The organism is Lentzea sp. NPDC055074 (genome assembly GCF_053608005.1).
The window spans coordinates 1-15951 of sequence record NZ_JBSGUQ010000023.1; the positions used below are offsets into that span (position 1 = coordinate 1).

A 15951-nucleotide genomic window follows, 5' to 3' on the forward strand; every position below is an offset into this window, starting at 1 on the left:
GGGGGTGTCAAGCGGACGAAAAGCGTGTCCGCTTGACACCCCCTCAGGCATGCAGCAAGAGCTATGGCGCGACTCGTGATGGGACCCCACCGCCCCTAGCTTTTGCTAAAGACGGCTCGCCTTCGGCATCGCGGTTGTCAGGCGTTGTTTTCGCATGTCAGGAGGCTCGGAACAGCTCAGTTTGGCAGCGTCCGCTGACACTTCGCTGACATCCACACCGCGCGATCTTCACCCGAACGGCTGACATAGCCTGGCGCCTCGAATTCATCCGAAACTCGCCAGGGGAGAGAGATGGGCGCGGGGTTCCACGCTGAACCAGAGGGCTTGAAGCACACGGCGACGCACGACATGGGCAAGCTCATCGACCACACGCACACCGCCAGGACCAAGCTGGCCCAGACCGAGAACCTCGACGGCCGGGCGTTCGCGGGGGACGCGGAGGTCTACGAGGCGCACCGCGAGTGGTCCGGCGCCCGCGCGATGCTGCTGGGCGTGTTCGCCAAGAACGAGGAGAACCTGCACCTGGCCCAGGAGGCCCTGGTCGAGGTCGCCGAGCGCTACATCGCGGTGGACTCCGACCAGCAGCGGATGTTCGGAGGGTTCCTCTCGTGAGCTGGGCCGGTGACATGCGCAAGCACGCCGACTACTTCTGCAAGAAGTTCGACGAGCAGGACGACTGGTTCCTCCCCGACCACCTGGAGGAGAACGCGAGCTACCCCACGGCGAAGGAGGACGTCCAGGCGCTCTTCGCCAAGCTCGGCAGCTTCATCGACGTCGAGGTGGCGCTCGCGGGCGTGCACGAGGAGATCTCGCTGCTGTCCCAGGCCGCGGACGACATCGACCAGGACTTCTGCGAGGGCGTCCTCAACGACATGGACCTCTACCTCGAGAACTGGGAGGGCGACGCCGCCGACGGCTTCCGGTCGTACCTGCGCGGCCAGCCGAGCATCGAGGGGGCGCTCGCCCGCAAGCGGGACGTCGTGCGGGCCTCGAAGTACGCGATGCAGGCCTACGAGAAGGCGATCACGAGCTTCCGCGACGACGTGCTCTCCCTGGTCGAGACCGCGCAGAAGGGTGTCGAGGCCGGCGAGGTCAGGGAAGCCAAGATCATGATCACCCTGGCGTCCGCGGCGGCGTCGATCGGTGTCGCGGCCGTGACCGCCGGGACCGGCGCGGCGTTCGTCGCCACCCTCGCGGTCGGTGACGCGCTGCAGACCGGTGCGGCCGGCGTCAACGCGACCGTGCTCGAGGCGGGCAGCGTGGAGGAGGTCATCGGCAAGTTGCCGGGGAAGGGCGAGGACATCCTCGAGACCGGTCGCCGGCAGATGGAGAAGGTCACCATGGGCTTCCGGGCGGTGGCCGCGACCATGGCGGGCGCCGGGATGCCCGAGGTCAACCCGCCCCGGCCGAGCCTGGTCACCGACGACAGCTTCAACCCCGACGACTTCCACCAGGACGGCCGCAAGCCCTCGGGCGCGATCAGCCACGACGACCTGGTGAAGGAGCCGAAGGAACCGGAGAGCGGACCTTCCAGGCCCGGGCTGTGACGGAGGACGCGGAGGCGCGCGCGGCCCGGCTGCGCGCCCAGTCCGAGGAGGGGGCCACGGCGGTCGATCGCCGTGGCCAGGCGAAGGAGTGGGCCGAGAAGCAGGTCGCCGCGGTCCGGGGCACCGCGCGGAGCCAGCACGGTGACGTGGCCGCCACCGTCGACCACTCCGGGCTGCTGCTGCGGCTCGACCTGTCGCCCCTCACGAGGCAGGCCAAGCACGAGGACCTGGCGCACGCGATCACCGCTGTCGTGCGCCAGGCCACCGCCGACGCGCGCAACCAGGTGCGCGAGGTCTACGTGCGGCTGCAGAACGAAGGCGTGATCCGGTCACTGCCGCCGTTCCTGTTGCCCGCGCCCGAGGTCGGGGCGGTGACGCTGGCGCTGCCCGTGCGCGGCGGCGCACCCGTGAAGCGGGCCCGGGACAGCGCCGAGGAAGGCCCTCCGGACAGCTGGCTCAAGGACGATCCCTGGTGACCGTGCGGTCAGCCGGCGCGGCGTCGTTCCAAAAGGACGGTGTCGCGCCACTCGCCGTGGTGCCGCGCGATGCGCTCGCGCAGGCCCACCGTGCGGAAGCCCGCCTTGTGGTGCAACGCGATGCTGGCCCGGTTCTCCGGGAAGATCACGGCCTGCAGGGTCCACAGGTCGTCGGCGTCCGCGGCCGAGACCTGGTGGTGCAGCAGGGTTTTGCCCACGCCCCTGCCCTGGGAGGCGTCGGCCACGTAGATCGAGGTCTCGACCACGCCGGCGTAGCACTCGCGGGCCGAGACCGGTGCGGCCGCCGCCCAGCCCGCGATCGCGCCGTCCACCTGCGCGATCCAGCGGTGGTCCGGTAGCCACTTGGACTCGAGGGTCCTGCGGGCCGGGACCTCCGTCTCGAACGTGGCGTTGCCCGAGGCGATGCCCTCGCCGTAGATGCGGCGGACCTCCGGCCAGTCGGCCGCCGTCATCGGGCGGATCGTCACGCCGGGGACCGGGTTCACGGTGCCGCTCGAGAGGGCGCCCATCACCGCGTCCGCCGCGTGCGGGAGGCCCGTGCAGCAGGCAGGGTTGACCGTGACGAGGGTCGTGGTGCCCTCGCGCTGGACGTGGAGGAAGCCGACCTCCGCCAGTTTGCGGACGTGGTGGGAGCAGGTCGACTGGCTCACCCCCAGCAGGGTCGTCAGTTCTCCGACGGTGACGGGACCCGAAGCCGACGCCACGTGGTGCAGCAGGCGGACTCGGGTCGGGTCGGACAGCGTCGAGAACCACGAGGCGTAGGTCGCGGCTTCATCGGTGAGCACGGGTTGAGTATCGACGTGGGTCGATGGAGGAATCAAACCGAGTACTTCTTGACGCAGAACGAGAGGCCGCGGAAGAAGCCGTCGCCGAACGCCTCCACGCGGGCGAAGCCCGAGGGGACCGCCTTGCCGTTGACGTCCGCCGCGATGAGGCTGTCGTCCACCAGCAGCTCCGCCACCGCCTCGTCCAGGTCTCCGGGGGACAGGCGCAGGCCCGCCGCCGCGTTGGGGCGGTTCGTCAGGCCCGCCCAGGCCCCGGTCAGGCACGCGGTGCGCTGGCCCGCCGCGTCGTCGTCCAGCTTGAAGCCCGTCGCGTGCTGGATGGAGAGGGAGAAGCGGGACGCGATCACGGCGAACGCCGCGAAGTCGCCGATGCCGCCCTTGCTGCCCTTCTTCGGGGGCGTGCCGATCTTCACCAGCGACGGGAGGTCCAGGTGGATCTGGTTCAGGGCGGGGCAGTAGGAGGCCGGTGACGTCGCCTGGGCGTCGGTGCAGGGCTTGATGCCCGACCTGTCGAAGGCGGGGAACGCGGCGCCGCTCGACTTGTAGGCGTCGCGCAGGGACTCCTCGAGGGCCCGCTGGTACTTGTCCTCGTCGATCTTGGCGTTGCCGCGGCCCTGGCCCTCGTCGACGTCGTCGAGGGCGAAGGGGCGTTCGGTGATCCGCTTGGCGATCTCGGCCTCGTTGATCTCGGCGCAGCGGGCCGCGCCTCGGGTGAAGCCGAACTGGAAGGCCGAGACGCGGTCGAACGCGCTGCCGTGGGCGCCCTGCTTCTCGAACGAGGTGCCGGCGCTGTCGCGGATGAAGAACATCGTCTGCAGCACCTGGTTCAGGCCCTCGCCGGTGGAGAGCTCGAAGTGCTTCGACTTGTTCTCGGCGACCCAGCGCATGAAGACGCCGGTGTAGCAGTCGGCCTGCTGCTCCTTGACGATCGACGGGGTGTTCGCGCCGATGTTCGAGGCCGGGCCGAGCTTGTACTGGACCGCGTGGCCCATCTCGTGCGCCAGGACGGTGACGACGGCCATCGGGCCGAAGGAGTCCTTGAGCATCGGGAGGAGCTCGCCCCGGTCCCACGTGATGCTGTCGTCGAGGGCGCAGTAGAACGCGTTCGCGATGCCGGTGGTGTTGAGCTTGCAGACCTCGACGCCCTTGCCGTTGGAGTCGTAGGAGATGAAGCGCTTCACCGGCTCGAACGTCTTGCCCTTGAACGAGGTGGGGAACTCGGCCTTCCAGAACTCCTGCACGTCGGCGAGGGTGTTGATGGCCAGTCGGTCCATCTCGCCGCCGTCGCCGTTCTCGACGCCCAGGTCCGCGTCGGGCACGCCCTTCTTGGGGCCGGACGGGCCGTTGGAGATCTCCAGGCCCGCGACCTTGGTGGGGTCGGGGCGCTCGCCCTTCGGCTCTCCCTCGACCACGGTGGCGCACGCGGTCAACGCAGCGGTCACGGCCAGCGCGACGGCGATTCGTCCGAATCCCATGAGGTCAGACCCTACTAAGCGCGGTTCTGGGCCGTTCGGCACGTACCTTCGGCCAAACGTGAAAACCTCTCACCCTCAGGGGTGATTTCAAGACTGACCGGTCTCCTTTCCGTTGTCCCGTCTGGGTTTCTGAGGCCAGAGTCCGATTCGCAAGCCTTCAGTGTGGAAGGAGTTCGGCGGTATGGGTAGAACGCGCTGGGCACGGTTCGTCGGGGTGCTCGGGATCGGTGCCGTGGGTGCCGGTGTGCTTCTCACGGGCATGTCCCAGGGAGCGCTGGCCGCCTCGTTCGCGGTGTCCGGCACCGACTTCAAGGTGTCCGCCGACAAACTGACGGGTCAGGGATTCGTCCAGTTCGGCGGCGTGGAGGGTGGTGCGGGCAAGCAGCACGTCGTCGCGCTCAGCGCCTTCAGGACGGCGAGCCTCGACAAGTTCTGCCAGTCGGTGTTCGTCGCCAAGATGCCGGTCGTCGGTGACGTGACGTTGCGCATCACCGCGGACGGCGTGGAGGGCATGAAGGCCAAGGACCTGGTCGTCAGCCTCACCGACCTCAACGGTGACCTGGAACTGATCACCCCCGAGATCGGGATCGACGCGAACAAGGTCAGCAAGGGACCGGAGAACTTCCGGGGTCTGCCGGGCTCGTTCGGGTTGCAGGCCGACAACGCGAACATCACCAACCTCAAGCAGACGGCCTGGGCAACCACGGCCCACACCATCTGGTTCAAGGGCATGAACCTGACCATCCGCCAGGGGAAGAACGAGTGCTTCTGAAGTTCTGGCGCGGCTTCACCGCGTGGCGACGTGGCCGGCCCTTCTGGGCCGGTCTCTTCGTTGCCCTTGGCGCACTCGTCATCATCTTCCCGCCGTTCGCCACCCTGAAGTTCGGCGACATGATGGTCTCCATCCAGACGCTCGGCGGCGTGTCCGCGCTGCTGATCGGCGTGCTGCTGGGGATCAGCGCGGTCACGTTGTGGCTGCAACCCAGGTTCCGGCTGGCGGCGGGCATCGTCACGGTGCTGCTGTCGCTGGTCGCGATCGTCGTGACCAACCTCGGCGGATTCCTGATCGGCACCATCCTGAGCCTGCTCGGCGGCGCGCTCGCCGTGGCGTGGACGACCGAGCCGAAGAAGCCGAAGGAGGCGAAGGGGTCGAAGAAGGCACGGGAGGAGAACGCGGAACCAGAGCCGGAGACGACCCAGAGGGTTCAACCCACATGATGCGAACACAGCCGCTGACCGCCGTGGCGATGGTCGCGGTGCTGGCGCTGCAACCGCCGTCGAGCACCGAACCGGAGCCGTCGTCCGGTCCCGGCAGCAGCTCACCGGCTCCGACCAGCACCACGTCGGAGCCGCCACCCGTGTCGAGCACCAGTGCCACCCCACCGCCGGTGTCGTCGTCCTCCGTGCCGGCCGAACCGACCGGCTCGCAGCCGTCCTCGACGCCGGCGCCCCCGCCACCGGCCCCTGCCCCGGTGGCGTCGGGAGGCAGGGAGTGGACCCTGACGGCGTCCCGCCTCGACCTGGGCGGCCTCAACTTCGTCGGGATCGTCGACTCGCTGGTGAACGGGCAGGTCATCAAGGTCCTGAAGTTCACCGCGAACGACATGAAGATCAAGGACCTGGTGCAGTCGGGCGAGATCTCGCCGGGCGTCAGGCTGGTCACCGCGGCGCGGCCGGGCAGCACGTCGACGGTGTCACCGGGGCGCATCGAGCTGTTCACGGTCCAGCTCAAGGGCAACCTGGACATCCTCGGGATCAAGATCCCGGTGGACTACACGGCGGCGCACCCACCGCCGCTGAACGTGCCGTTCGCGACCTTCACCGAGGTCACGGTGCGCAACACGGACCTGATCGGCGGAACGCTGAGGATCCCGGGCGCACGGATCTCCGTGGTGTCCGACCAGGCGCCGGTCGAAAGACGCTGAAGCCCGCACCAGGCCTCGAGCCGGTGCGGGCTTCCGCTCGTTCCGCTACGACGTCAGACGCCGCACTTCTTCGCGCCCTCGAACACGCCCTCGCGGAACTTGGCCACTCGCTCGAACCCGGGATCCACCGGGTTCTTCCCCTTCGAGTCCCGCGCCGCGTAGTCGTACTTCAGCAACACCGTCACGGCCTCGTCGAAGTCGCCCGGCGACAGCCCGAACCCGTCCTGCCGCTGGAACACCGCGCCCGTGTACGCCCCGGCCAGGCACAACGCCGCCGCGGAGGCGCCCTCGCCCTCGATCGGCTTGCCCAGCACGGCGAGCTCGGCCATCGCGTACCTGGTGGCGATCAGCGTGCCCGTCGCGTAGTCGCCCTCGTCCTTGTGCAGGGCGGGAAGCTCGTCCTTCGTGTCGATCTTGATCGTCTTGTCCGCCGGGCAGTACGCGACCGGGCCCTGGTCACCGGAGCAGTCCGGCTCGGTCTGGGACGCCTCGGCGCGCGGCGACGGCCAGGTCTTGCCCGCGGTCGTCGCGAGGTTCTTGAAGAAGCCGTCGAGGTCGGGCGTGACGGCCTCGAGCATGTCGTCGAACGGCAGGTTGCCGCCGTTCGCGCGGTCCTTGACGCTGGTGAACGCGCGCTGCGTGAACTGGCGGTTCTGCACCGACATCTGCGCGCAGAACTTCGTGCCCTGCTCGTAGCCGTCCTGGAACGCCGCCACGCGGTCGAACGCGCTGCCGTGCGCCTGCTCGTCCTCCGGCGAGGTGCCGACCGGGTCGCGGAACGTGATCAGCGCGCCCAGGGCCTTGTCCAGGGCGTCCGCGTTGATGTCGAGGCGCTCCGACTTGCCGTCCGCCACGTTGCGGATGAACGCGCCCGCGAAGCAGTCGGCCTGGGCCTCGGTGAGGATCGTCGGGTACTTCTCCGGCTCGCGGCGCTCGGCCTCGGGCGTGATGCCCATGCGGTTCTGCACGGCGTGGCCGACCTCGTGCGCGAGGACGACGACCACGGCCGCCTCGCCGAAGCGGTCCTGCAGCACCGGCAGCAGCGACGCCCGGTCCCACGCGATGGCGTCGGCGGCCGGGCAGTAGAACGCGTTGCCCTCCACGTCGGAGGCCTTCTGGGTGCACGGCGGCGGCTTCGCGCCCGCGTCGGCCGTGTCGACCGAGAAGTAACCGCCGCTCAGCGGCTTCCAGGCCTTGCCGAAGGTCTGCTGGGACGAGTCCTTCCAGAACTCGTCGATGTCCGTCAGCGCGGTGGCGGCGAGCTTGTCGATCGGCCCGTTGTCCGTCCCGCGCACCTGGATGGTGGTGGTCGACGCCTCTTTCTTCACCACCTTGGCGGCACGGGGACGCCCCGGGATCTGGGCTGTGCACCCTGCGGCAAGCAGGGCGGTGACGACGATCAGCGCGATGCTCTTGTGCCGCATGGAACCATTGTGCCTGCCGGCCGGCTCTGGGGGCGTCCTTGTCGTCCAAGTCAGGCGCATACAAGGGGCAACGTGCGGCGGCCTGATCAGGTTCACCGGGCTGGAGTCGCCCGATCGACTTACATTTCCCTTCGTGCGCGATGTGTTCTGCGCCCTGTTGCTGCTTCTGGGCCCTCCGACGGGGGCCGATCCGACCATGCCCGGTTGCACCGGGGGCATCGCCCCGGAGCCGCGCGTGGGCATGATCACCGGGCCTGGCACCGCGCACTCGACGCTGGACGCGGTCCCGGGCGGTGTCTACGACCTGTCCGTGTGGGCGGGGAGCCGCCGGCCGGGACCCGGGACGGCCACCGGGCTGCGGTTCCTCGACCGAGCCGGCGTCCAGACCGGACGGACCTACGCGCTCCGGCCGACTACCAGGGAACCGAGGCGCCAGAACAGTTACGGCGTGGTCGCACCGCGTGACGCCGCCACTGTGCAGTTCTTCGCCACCACGACCACGGAGATCCGCTGGGACTGCGTGTTCCTCCGGGTGTCCGCCTACGGGATGGAGCTCGAAGCCGGCCCGGAGACGTGGAAGGTCACCGTCACCAACACCGGCAGCGAACCGCTCACCGGCCTGAAGGTCACCGGCTGCGGCGATCCGGCGCCGTTCGACCTGGACGACGAAGCGGTGGTGCGGACGTGTGCCCGCACCACCCCCGTCACCGTGACGGTGTCCGGCGCGCTCTACTGGAACGGAGCGCTGCCGGACAGGTCAGAGCGTCTCGATCTCGGTCGCCGGATCCGGCACCAGCCACAGCACACCGGAGGGCGGCAGCTGCAGGAGCGCTGAGTACGGCCGCCCGTGCCACGGCCTGGCCTCGGCCTCGACACCACCGAGGTTGCCCACGCCCGACCCGCCGTAGTGCGCGGCGTCGGTGTTCACGAGCTCCTTCCACCGCCCGGCGGACGGCAGGCCCACGCGGTAGTCGTGGTGCGGCGAGCCCGAGAAGTTCGCCACGCAGGCGAGCGTCGAGCCGTCCTCACCGACCCGCAGGAACGACAGCACGTTGCCCGCGGAGTCGTTCGCGTCGATCCACTGGAACCCCTCCGGCGTGACGTCGTGGCTGAACAGCGCCGCCGCCGTCTTGTACACCGAGTTCAGGTCCCGCATCAGCGACTGGATGCCCTGGTGCAGCGGCTCCTGCTCGACGAGGTGCCAGTCGAGCGACCGCGACTCCGACCACTCCTGCCGCTGCCCGAACTCGCCGCCCATGAACAGCAGCTGCTTGCCCGGATGCGCCCACATGAACGCCAGCAGCGACCGCACACCCGCGGCCTTGTTCCAGTCGTCGCCCGGCATCCGCTGCCACAGCGAGCCCTTGCCGTGCACCACCTCGTCGTGCGAGAGCGGCAGCACGAAGTTCTCACTCCACGCGTACACCAGCGAGAACGTCATCTCGTTGTGGTGGAACGAGCGGTGGATCGGCTCGCGCGACAGGTAGTGCAGCGAGTCGTGCATCCAGCCCATGTTCCACTTGAAGCCGAACCCGAGGCCGCCCAGGTGCGTCGGCCGCGTGACACCCGGCCACGCCGTCGACTCCTCGGCGATCATGACCACGCCGGGGTGCCGCTTGTAGACCGTCGCGTTCAGCTCCTGCAGGAACCGCACCGCGTCGAGGTTCTCCCGGCCACCGAACTCGTTGGGCAGCCACTGCCCCTCGGGCCGCGAGTAGTCGAGGTAGAGCATCGACGCGACGGCGTCCACGCGCAGACCGTCGAGGTGGAACTCCTCGATCCAGTACAGCGCGTTCGCCACCAGGAAGTTCCGGACCTCGTTGCGCCCGAAGTCGAAGACGTACGTGCCCCAGTCGAGCTGCTCACCGCGGCGCGGGTCGGCGTGCTCGTACAGAGGCGTGCCGTCGAACTTCGCGAGCGCCCAGGCGTCCTTCGGGAAGTGCGCGGGCACCCAGTCGACCAGCACGCCGATGCCGCGCTGGTGCAGCGTGTCGACGAAGTACCGGAAGTCGTCCGGCGACCCGAACCGCGAGGTCGGCGCGTAGTACGACGTCACCTGGTAGCCCCACGAGCCACCGAACGGGTGCTCGGCCACCGGCAGCATCTCGATGTGCGTGAAGCCCATGTCCTCGCAGTAGTCCGCGAGCTCGGTCGCCAGCTCGCGGTACCCGAGCCCCGGCTTCCACGAGCCGAGGTGCACCTCGTAGGTCGACATCGGCGCGTTCGCCCAGTTCGTGGCCTCGCGCCGGGCCTCCCACTCCGCGTCCTGCCACTGGTACTCGGACCGCGTGACGACCGAGGCCGTCTGCGGCGGCACCTCCGTGGCGAACGCCATCGGGTCGGCCTTCTCGTGCCAGATCCCGTCCTGGCCGAGGATGCGGAACTTGTACCGCGACCCCGCCACGACGTTCGGCAGGAAGACCTCCCACACACCGCTGGAACCCATGGAGCGCAACGGGTTCGCGCGCCCGTCCCAGCCGTCGAAGTCACCCGTCACGCGCACACCGCGGGCGTTCGGCGCCCACACCGCGAACGAGACACCGGTGACGTCACCGGACGCCGTCTCGTACGAGCGGACGTGCGCCCCGAGGACGTCCCAGAGCCGTTCGTGCCGGCCCTCGCCGATCAGGTGCAGGTCCAGCTCGCCCACGGTCGGCAGCCACCGGTACGGGTCGTCGACCTCGACCGCCGGCCCGCCGTTGTACGTGACCAGCAGCCGGTAGTCGCCGGGCGCCTCGGGCAGCTCGCCCTCGAACAGCGCGTCGGCGATGCGGGGCAGCTCGACCTGCTTGTCACCCCACGCCACCGCGACCGACGTCGCGCCGGGGCGCAGGGCCCGCGCGATCACCTGGTCGCCGACGGAGTGCACACCCAGCACCGAGTGCGGGTCGTGGTGCGCACCTGACAGGAGTCGGTCCAGGTCGGCCTTCACGGCTTTACTCTCCTCCAGAAGTCATCCGGGCGATCGACGACAGCGGAACCGTCAACCACTCCGGCCTGTTGGCGTGTTCGTAAGCGACCTCGTAGACCGCCTTGTCCAGCTCGAAAGCGCGCAGCAGGTGCGCGTGGTCGCGCGGGTCGCCCGCCACCTCGGCGTACCCGTCGCAGAACGCGGCCCGGTTGCGCTTGGTCCACTCCATCGCGCGGTAGGCGAGCTGGTCGTCGTCGGGCTGACCGACGAGCAGCTGCCGTGCCGCGTAGTCGAACGACCTCAGCATCCCCGCCACGTCGCGCAACGGCGACCGCAGCGCGAGACGGTCCTCGACCTTCGCCGCCGGCTCGCCCTCGAAGTCGATCAGCAGCCAGCCGTGCACGGTCCGCAGCACCTGACCGAGGTGCAGGTCGCCGTGGATGTGCTGGATCGGGATCGCTCCGATGTGCTCGCGCGCCTCCTCGAACGCGGCGCGCAACGGCTCCTCGTGGCGGCCCAGCTCCGGCACCGACTCCAGCACGACGCCGAGGCGCCGTTGCATGCCCTCGATGGCGCGGGAGATCGCGTCGTCGTCGGCGATGCGGGTGCCCAGTGCCTCGGCCAGGTCGGCGTGCACCTTCGCGACCGCGTGGCCCAGGCGTTGCGCCTCGCCGGCGAAGTCGCCGCCCACCTCGAACGCGTGCAGGTCGGCCTCGGCCATCAGGTCGCGCACCGAGGTCTTGGCCATGTCCCAGCCCTCGACCGCGTCCGGCAGGAACTCCTGCAGCATCGCGAGGGTGACCTGCTGGTCGTCGAGCACCGTGGAGATCGAGCCCAGCGGCAGCGCGATGTGCTCGCAGCCGACCGAGCGCAACGCGCGGTGCATCGTCAGGTCGCGGTTCTCGCCGTTCGCGAGCTTGCGGAAGATCTTGAGGATGTACTGCTGGCCGTAGATCAGGGACGTGTTGGACTGCTCGACGCCGATCGGCCGTCCGCGCAGGCCCGACCGCAGCTCCGTGCCGGGTTCGTGCGCGAACGTGATGCCGTCGACCTCGTGCCCGGACGCGATCCGGTCGAGCAGGACCCCGTTGTGCTCGGGGTCGAGCAGCACGTCCCACTCACCGGTGCTCAGGCTCAGCGCGCCCTGGTAGTTCTCGGTGCGGCCGGGCTGTTCCACCTCGAACACCACGTGCACCAGGTCACCGTCCACCACCGTCGTCCTCAGGGGACGGACGGCCGTGATCGGCTTGTCCTTGCCCCCGAACCACCGTGCGGCCGGGAGCAGATCGGGCAGTGAGGCGACAAGCTTGTCGACGAGCTCGTGGGGATCGGTCACGCCGCGATTCACCTCATCTCGCTGTCGTCGCCCGCCTCTACCAGCTGGAACCAGTAGAAACCGTGACCCGGGAGGGTCAGCAGGTACGGGAGTTCCCCGATCGCGGGGAATTTGACACCTCCGGTGAGCTCCGTCGGCGTGTAGTCGCGGTGCTCGGAGAGGTCCAGCTCGACGGGTTGCGGGAAGCGGGACAGGTTGTTGATGCACAGCACGATGTCCTCGCGCCCGTCCGGCCGCTTCCACTGCCGCTTGAAGGCGAGCACGCTCGGGTTCGAGCCACCGAGCTCGGTGAAGTCGCCCTCGGCGAACGCGTGGTGCTGCTTGCGCACCTCGATCATGTGCCGCGTCCAGTTGAGCAACGACGTCGAGCTGTTCAGCTGCGCCTCGACGTTGAGGCCCTGGTAGCCGTAGACCGGGTCCATGATCACCGGCAGGTAGATCCGGCCGGGGTCGCAGCTCGAGAAGCCCGCGTTGCGGTCCGGGGTCCACTGCATCGGCGTTCGGACGGCGTCGCGGTCCTGCAGCCAGATGTTGTCGCCCATGCCGATCTCGTCGCCGTAGTAGAGGACCGGCGATCCGGGCAGCGAGAGCAACAGCGCGGTGAACAGTTCGTGCTGGTTGCGGTCGTTCTCCAGCAGCGGGGCGAGCCGTCGGCGGATGCCGATGTTCGCCTTCATCCGCGGGTCCTTGGCGTACTCGGAGTACATGTAGTCGCGCTCTTCGTCGCTGACCATCTCGAGCGTGAGCTCGTCGTGGTTGCGCAGGAAGATGCCCCACTGGGCGTTCTCCGGGATCGACGGCGTCTGCGCCAGGATCTCCGAGATCGGGAACCGCGACTCGCGCCGCACCGCCATGAAGATCCGCGGCATCAGCGGGAAGTGGAACGCCATGTGGCACTCGTCGCCGCCGACGGCCTGGTCACCGAAGTACTCGACGACGTCGGACGGCCACTGGTTCGCCTCGGCGAGCAGGACCCGGCCGGGGAACTCGTCGTCGACGACCTTGCGGCACCGCTTGAGGAACTCGTGCGTGCGCGGCAGGTTCTCGCAGATCGTGCCCTCTTCCTCGAAGAGGTACGGCACGGCGTCGAGGCGGAAGCCGTCGATGCCGAGGTCGAGCCAGAACCGCAGCGTGTCGAGCATCGCCTCCTGCACGTCCGGGTTCTCGTAGTTGAGGTCCGGCTGGTGGCTGAAGAAGCGGTGCCAGAAGAACTGCCCGCGCACCGGGTCGTACGTCCAGTTCGACGTCTCCGTGTCGACGAAGATGATCCGCGCGTCGCTGTAGCGCGAGTCGTCGTCGCTCCACACGTAGTAGTCGCCGTACGGGCCGTCCGGGTTCTGCCGCGACTCCTGGAACCACGGGTGCGCGTCGCTGGTGTGGTTGAGCACCAGGTCCGTGATCACCCGGATGCCGCGCCGGTGCGCTTCCTCCAGCAGGTACACGAAGTCCTCGACGGTGCCGAACTCCGGCAGCACCGCGCGGAAGTCGCTGATGTCGTACCCGCCGTCGCGCAACGGCGAGGCGTAGAACGGCGGCAGCCAGAGGCAGTCGACGCCCAGCCACTCCAGGTAGTCGAGGCGCGAGGCGAGGCCTCTGAGGTCGCCCGTGCCGTCACCGTTGGAGTCGCTGAAGGCCCGGACCAGGACCTCGTAGAAGACCGCGCCCTTGTACCAGTCCGGGTTCGGTTTGGCCTGCCTCGCGGACCTGTAGTCCTCGGCCTGCGGCTCGACCAGCATGCCGTCTTCGTCGATGGCTTCGCCGGTGTGCGGAACACCGTCCAGCCCGAGCGCAGCGTCGGGACGGGAGTCGTCCATGGTTCCCACCTCGTCGGGGGTTGTGCGGTTGAGCAGGCTGAAGCGTGCCCTAGGAAAAACGTCGTTGCAGGCTGACGACGTGCGCGGTGGCACGCCACGGTTCGAGGCGGACGTAGTTCGCCTGACCCCAGTCCCACGTCTCGCCGGTGACCTCGTCGTGCGCGATCACGCGCTCGTGCCAGTCGAACCCGAGCTCGGGCAGGTCGAGGTACAGCGTCCCCTCCTGCGCGTTGTGCGGGTCGAGGCTGACGACGACCACGACCGTGTCGCCGGACTCCGGGTCGCGCTTGGAGAAGGCGACCAACGCGTCGTTCTCGATGTTCTGGAACTTCAGCGTGCGCATCTGCTGCAGCGCCGGATGCGCCTTGCGGATGTGGTTCAGCTTGCGCAGCCACGGTTCGAGGCTGCGTCCGTCCGCCAGTGCACGGGCGTAGTCGCGCGGCCGCAGCTGGTACTTCTCGGAGTTGAGGTACTCCTCGCTGCCGGGCTTGACGGCCTCGTGCTCGAACAGCTCGTAGCCGCTGTACACGCCCCAGGTGGGGGAGAGCGTGGCCGCGAGGGCCGCGCGGAGCCCGAACATGCCGGGACCGCCGTGCTGCAGCGACTCGTGCAGGATGTCCGGCGTGTTCACGAAGAGGTTCGGCCGCGCCTCGTCCCAGTGGTCGCGGACGTCCTCACCGAACTCGATCAGCTCCTGCTTGCCCGTCCGCCACGTGAAGTACGTGTAGGACTGGGTGAAGCCGAGCTTGGCGAGGCCGTAGAGCCGGGCCGGCCGGGTGAAGGCCTCCGCCAGGAACAGCGTGTCCGGGTAGACCTCCTTCACCTTCCAGATCAGCCACTGCCAGAAGTCCGGCGGCTTGGTGTGCGGGTTGTCGACCCGGAAGATGCGCACCCCGTGCTCGGCCCAGAAGAGGACCACGCGCAGCACCTCGTGGTAGAGGCCCTGCGGGTCGAGGTCGAAGTTGATCGGGTAGATGTCCTGGTACTTCTTGGGCGGGTTCTCGGCGTACGCGATCGTGCCGTCGGGCAGCTGCGTGAACCACTCCGGGTGCTTGAGCACCCACGGGTGGTCGGGCGCGCACTGCAGCGCGAAGTCGAGAGCGACCTCCAGGCCGAGGTCTTTGGCGCGTTCGACGAGCGCGTCGAAGTCCTCGATCGTGCCGAGCTGCGGGTGGATCGCGTCGTGCCCGCCCTCGTCCGCGCCGATGGCCCACGGTGATCCCGTGTCCTCGGGTGTCGCGACGAGCGTGTTGTTGGGGCCCTTGCGGTTGACCCGGCCGATGGGGTGGATCGGCGGGAAGTAGACGACGTCGAAGCCCATCGCCGCGACCCGGTCGAGCTCCTTGGTCGCCGTGGCGAACGTGCCGTGCACGGCCTGGCCGGTCTCGTCGATCCCGCCGGTGCTGCGCGGGAAGAACTCGTACCAGGACCCGAAGGCGGCCTTCTTGCGGTCGCACCAGATCTTGTGGGTCTTGCCCTTGGTGATCAGCTCGCGCACGGGGTGCTCGAACATCACCTTCTGCACGTCGGCGGCGAGGGCGGGGGCGACGCGCTCGGTCAGCGGCCGGTCCGTGTCGCGCAGGGCCTCGGCGGCAGACGTGAGAAGTGCTCGCTCTTGTCGCCTATCGGGTCGCCTTGCCACTCGATCGAGTAGCGAGGCCCCGATTTCAAGGTCATTTGCGAGATCACCGGCCCCCTGGCCCGCCGCGATCTTCACCTCAACGGCGTGGTTCCAGGTGGCCCAGGGGTCACTCCACGCATCGATTCTGAAGGTCCAGGCGCCTTCGAGGTCCGGAACCACCGTCGCGCCCCACCGGTCGAGGCCGATCCCGACCTCGTGCATGCGCGTCTGACGGGCGACTCGGTCGTTCGGCCCGCGCCAGCTCACCGTCGCCGCGAGTTTGTCGTGCCCCTCGCGCCACACCGTCGCTTGGACCGGAATGTGTTCTCCCACAACGGCTTTGGCTGGATACCTGCCAGCCGACACCACCGGGGTCACGTCGTCGATACCGAGCCGTCCGCTCATCGGCAGCGCCCTTCCGCCGTATCGCTTCTCTTTGATGCGTCAAATCCTGCCTTGCTCGATCAAGCCGTCCTACAGCGGGTTACCCCATCTAGATCCGTACCCCGACACCGTCGATCGCACACCTCGAGCGCGGATCGTGTCCAGGGGCTTCTGTCCACGTTCCCGGCATTCGGTGTCTTCTTCATTGGACTCTTCGCGTACAACTCACCGT

At 68.8% G+C, this 15951-nt stretch carries 14 protein-coding genes; 7 read left to right on the top strand and 7 right to left on the bottom strand.

All coding sequences use genetic code 11. The annotated features are described in order from the left end of the window. The first annotated feature begins 324 nt into the window (after positions 1–324). Genes ACWF7A_RS37165 through ACWF7A_RS37175 form a run of 3 tightly spaced genes read left to right on the top strand, consistent with a single transcriptional unit; the run spans position 325 to position 2023 of the window. Positions 325–612 (top strand): hypothetical protein, encoded by a 288-nt coding sequence (locus ACWF7A_RS37165; RefSeq protein WP_452255185.1) that lies wholly within the window; start codon positions 325–327, stop codon positions 610–612. Beyond that, a complete protein-coding gene (locus ACWF7A_RS37170; RefSeq protein WP_452255186.1) occupies positions 609–1547 on the top strand; it encodes a hypothetical protein in 939 nt (312 codons plus the stop codon). Before ACWF7A_RS37165 ends, ACWF7A_RS37170 begins: the two co-directional genes overlap by 4 nt. Beyond that, entirely contained in the window at positions 1544–2023 is a 480-nt protein-coding gene (locus tag ACWF7A_RS37175; RefSeq protein WP_452255187.1) for a YbaB/EbfC family nucleoid-associated protein, read from the top strand. The genes ACWF7A_RS37170 and ACWF7A_RS37175 overlap by 4 nt, the downstream gene beginning before the upstream one ends. Positions 2024–2031: 8 nt before the next feature. Here ACWF7A_RS37175 and ACWF7A_RS37180 read toward each other — a convergent pair whose 3' ends face one another. After that, positions 2032–2829: a helix-turn-helix domain-containing GNAT family N-acetyltransferase gene (locus tag ACWF7A_RS37180; RefSeq protein WP_452255188.1), complete on the bottom strand. Its 798-nt coding sequence runs from the start codon at positions 2827–2829 to the stop codon at positions 2032–2034. A gap of 32 nt (positions 2830–2861) precedes the next feature. Continuing rightward, complete coding sequence (locus tag ACWF7A_RS37185; RefSeq protein WP_452255189.1) at positions 2862–4304, bottom strand: neutral zinc metallopeptidase; 1443 nt, start codon at positions 4302–4304, stop codon at positions 2862–2864. 181 nt (positions 4305–4485) lie between these two features. Here ACWF7A_RS37185 and ACWF7A_RS37190 point away from each other — a divergent pair, with 181 nt between their 5' ends. Genes ACWF7A_RS37190 through ACWF7A_RS37200 form a run of 3 tightly spaced genes read left to right on the top strand, consistent with a single transcriptional unit; the run spans position 4486 to position 6229 of the window. After that, positions 4486–5076, top strand: coding sequence for a DUF6230 family protein (locus ACWF7A_RS37190; RefSeq protein WP_452255190.1), 591 nt, complete (start codon positions 4486–4488; stop codon positions 5074–5076). Further along, the gene (locus ACWF7A_RS37195) at positions 5067–5522 is read left to right on the top strand and encodes a DUF6114 domain-containing protein (RefSeq protein WP_452255191.1); all 456 of its coding nucleotides are present in this window, start codon (positions 5067–5069) and stop codon (positions 5520–5522) included. Before ACWF7A_RS37190 ends, ACWF7A_RS37195 begins: the two co-directional genes overlap by 10 nt. Then, positions 5519–6229, top strand: coding sequence for a hypothetical protein (locus ACWF7A_RS37200; RefSeq protein WP_452255192.1), 711 nt, complete (start codon positions 5519–5521; stop codon positions 6227–6229). Before ACWF7A_RS37195 ends, ACWF7A_RS37200 begins: the two co-directional genes overlap by 4 nt. A 53-nt stretch (positions 6230–6282) precedes the next feature. On the opposite strand, the gene ACWF7A_RS37205 is transcribed toward ACWF7A_RS37200, so the two are convergent. Further along, on the bottom strand, positions 6283–7653 hold the full coding sequence (locus ACWF7A_RS37205; protein ID WP_452255193.1) for a neutral zinc metallopeptidase: 1371 nt from the start codon (positions 7651–7653) through the stop codon (positions 6283–6285). Between the two features lie 133 nt (positions 7654–7786). Here ACWF7A_RS37205 and ACWF7A_RS37210 point away from each other — a divergent pair, with 133 nt between their 5' ends. Next, the gene (locus ACWF7A_RS37210; RefSeq protein ID WP_452255194.1) at positions 7787–8488 is read left to right on the top strand and encodes a DUF7850 domain-containing protein; all 702 of its coding nucleotides are present in this window, start codon (positions 7787–7789) and stop codon (positions 8486–8488) included. Here the strand turns inward: ACWF7A_RS37210 and glgB are convergent. Genes glgB through ACWF7A_RS37230 form a run of 4 tightly spaced genes read right to left on the bottom strand, consistent with a single transcriptional unit; the run spans position 8411 to position 15740 of the window. After that, complete coding sequence (glgB, locus tag ACWF7A_RS37215) at positions 8411–10585, bottom strand: 1,4-alpha-glucan branching protein GlgB (protein WP_452255195.1); 2175 nt, start codon at positions 10583–10585, stop codon at positions 8411–8413. The genes ACWF7A_RS37210 and glgB overlap by 78 nt on opposite strands. 4 nt (positions 10586–10589) lie before the next feature. Further along, entirely contained in the window at positions 10590–11900 is a 1311-nt protein-coding gene (locus tag ACWF7A_RS37220; protein WP_452255196.1) for a maltokinase N-terminal cap-like domain-containing protein, read from the bottom strand. Between the two features lie 8 nt (positions 11901–11908). Continuing rightward, positions 11909–13714, bottom strand: coding sequence for a maltose alpha-D-glucosyltransferase (gene treS, locus ACWF7A_RS37225; RefSeq protein WP_452255197.1), 1806 nt, complete (start codon positions 13712–13714; stop codon positions 11909–11911). 49 nt (positions 13715–13763) lie between these two features. Further along, the gene (locus ACWF7A_RS37230) at positions 13764–15740 is read right to left on the bottom strand and encodes an alpha-1,4-glucan--maltose-1-phosphate maltosyltransferase (RefSeq protein WP_452255198.1); all 1977 of its coding nucleotides are present in this window, start codon (positions 15738–15740) and stop codon (positions 13764–13766) included. Positions 15741–15951 lie beyond the last annotated feature (211 nt).

Bases quoted from the DNA above. Each gene is read 5' to 3' on its own strand.
- ACWF7A_RS37205 (WP_452255193.1), bottom strand. From the start codon at position 7,653: ATGCGGCACAAGAGCATCGCGCTGATCGTCGTCACCGCCCTGCTTGCC.
- ACWF7A_RS37190 (WP_452255190.1), top strand. From the start codon at position 4,486: ATGGGTAGAACGCGCTGGGCACGGTTCGTCGGGGTGCTCGGGATCGGT.
- treS (WP_452255197.1), bottom strand. From the start codon at position 13,714: ATGGACGACTCCCGTCCCGACGCTGCGCTCGGGCTGGACGGTGTTCCG.
- ACWF7A_RS37185 (WP_452255189.1), bottom strand. From the start codon at position 4,304: ATGGGATTCGGACGAATCGCCGTCGCGCTGGCCGTGACCGCTGCGTTG.
- ACWF7A_RS37200 (WP_452255192.1), top strand. From the start codon at position 5,519: ATGATGCGAACACAGCCGCTGACCGCCGTGGCGATGGTCGCGGTGCTG.
- ACWF7A_RS37230 (WP_452255198.1), bottom strand. From the start codon at position 15,740: ATGAGCGGACGGCTCGGTATCGACGACGTGACCCCGGTGGTGTCGGCT.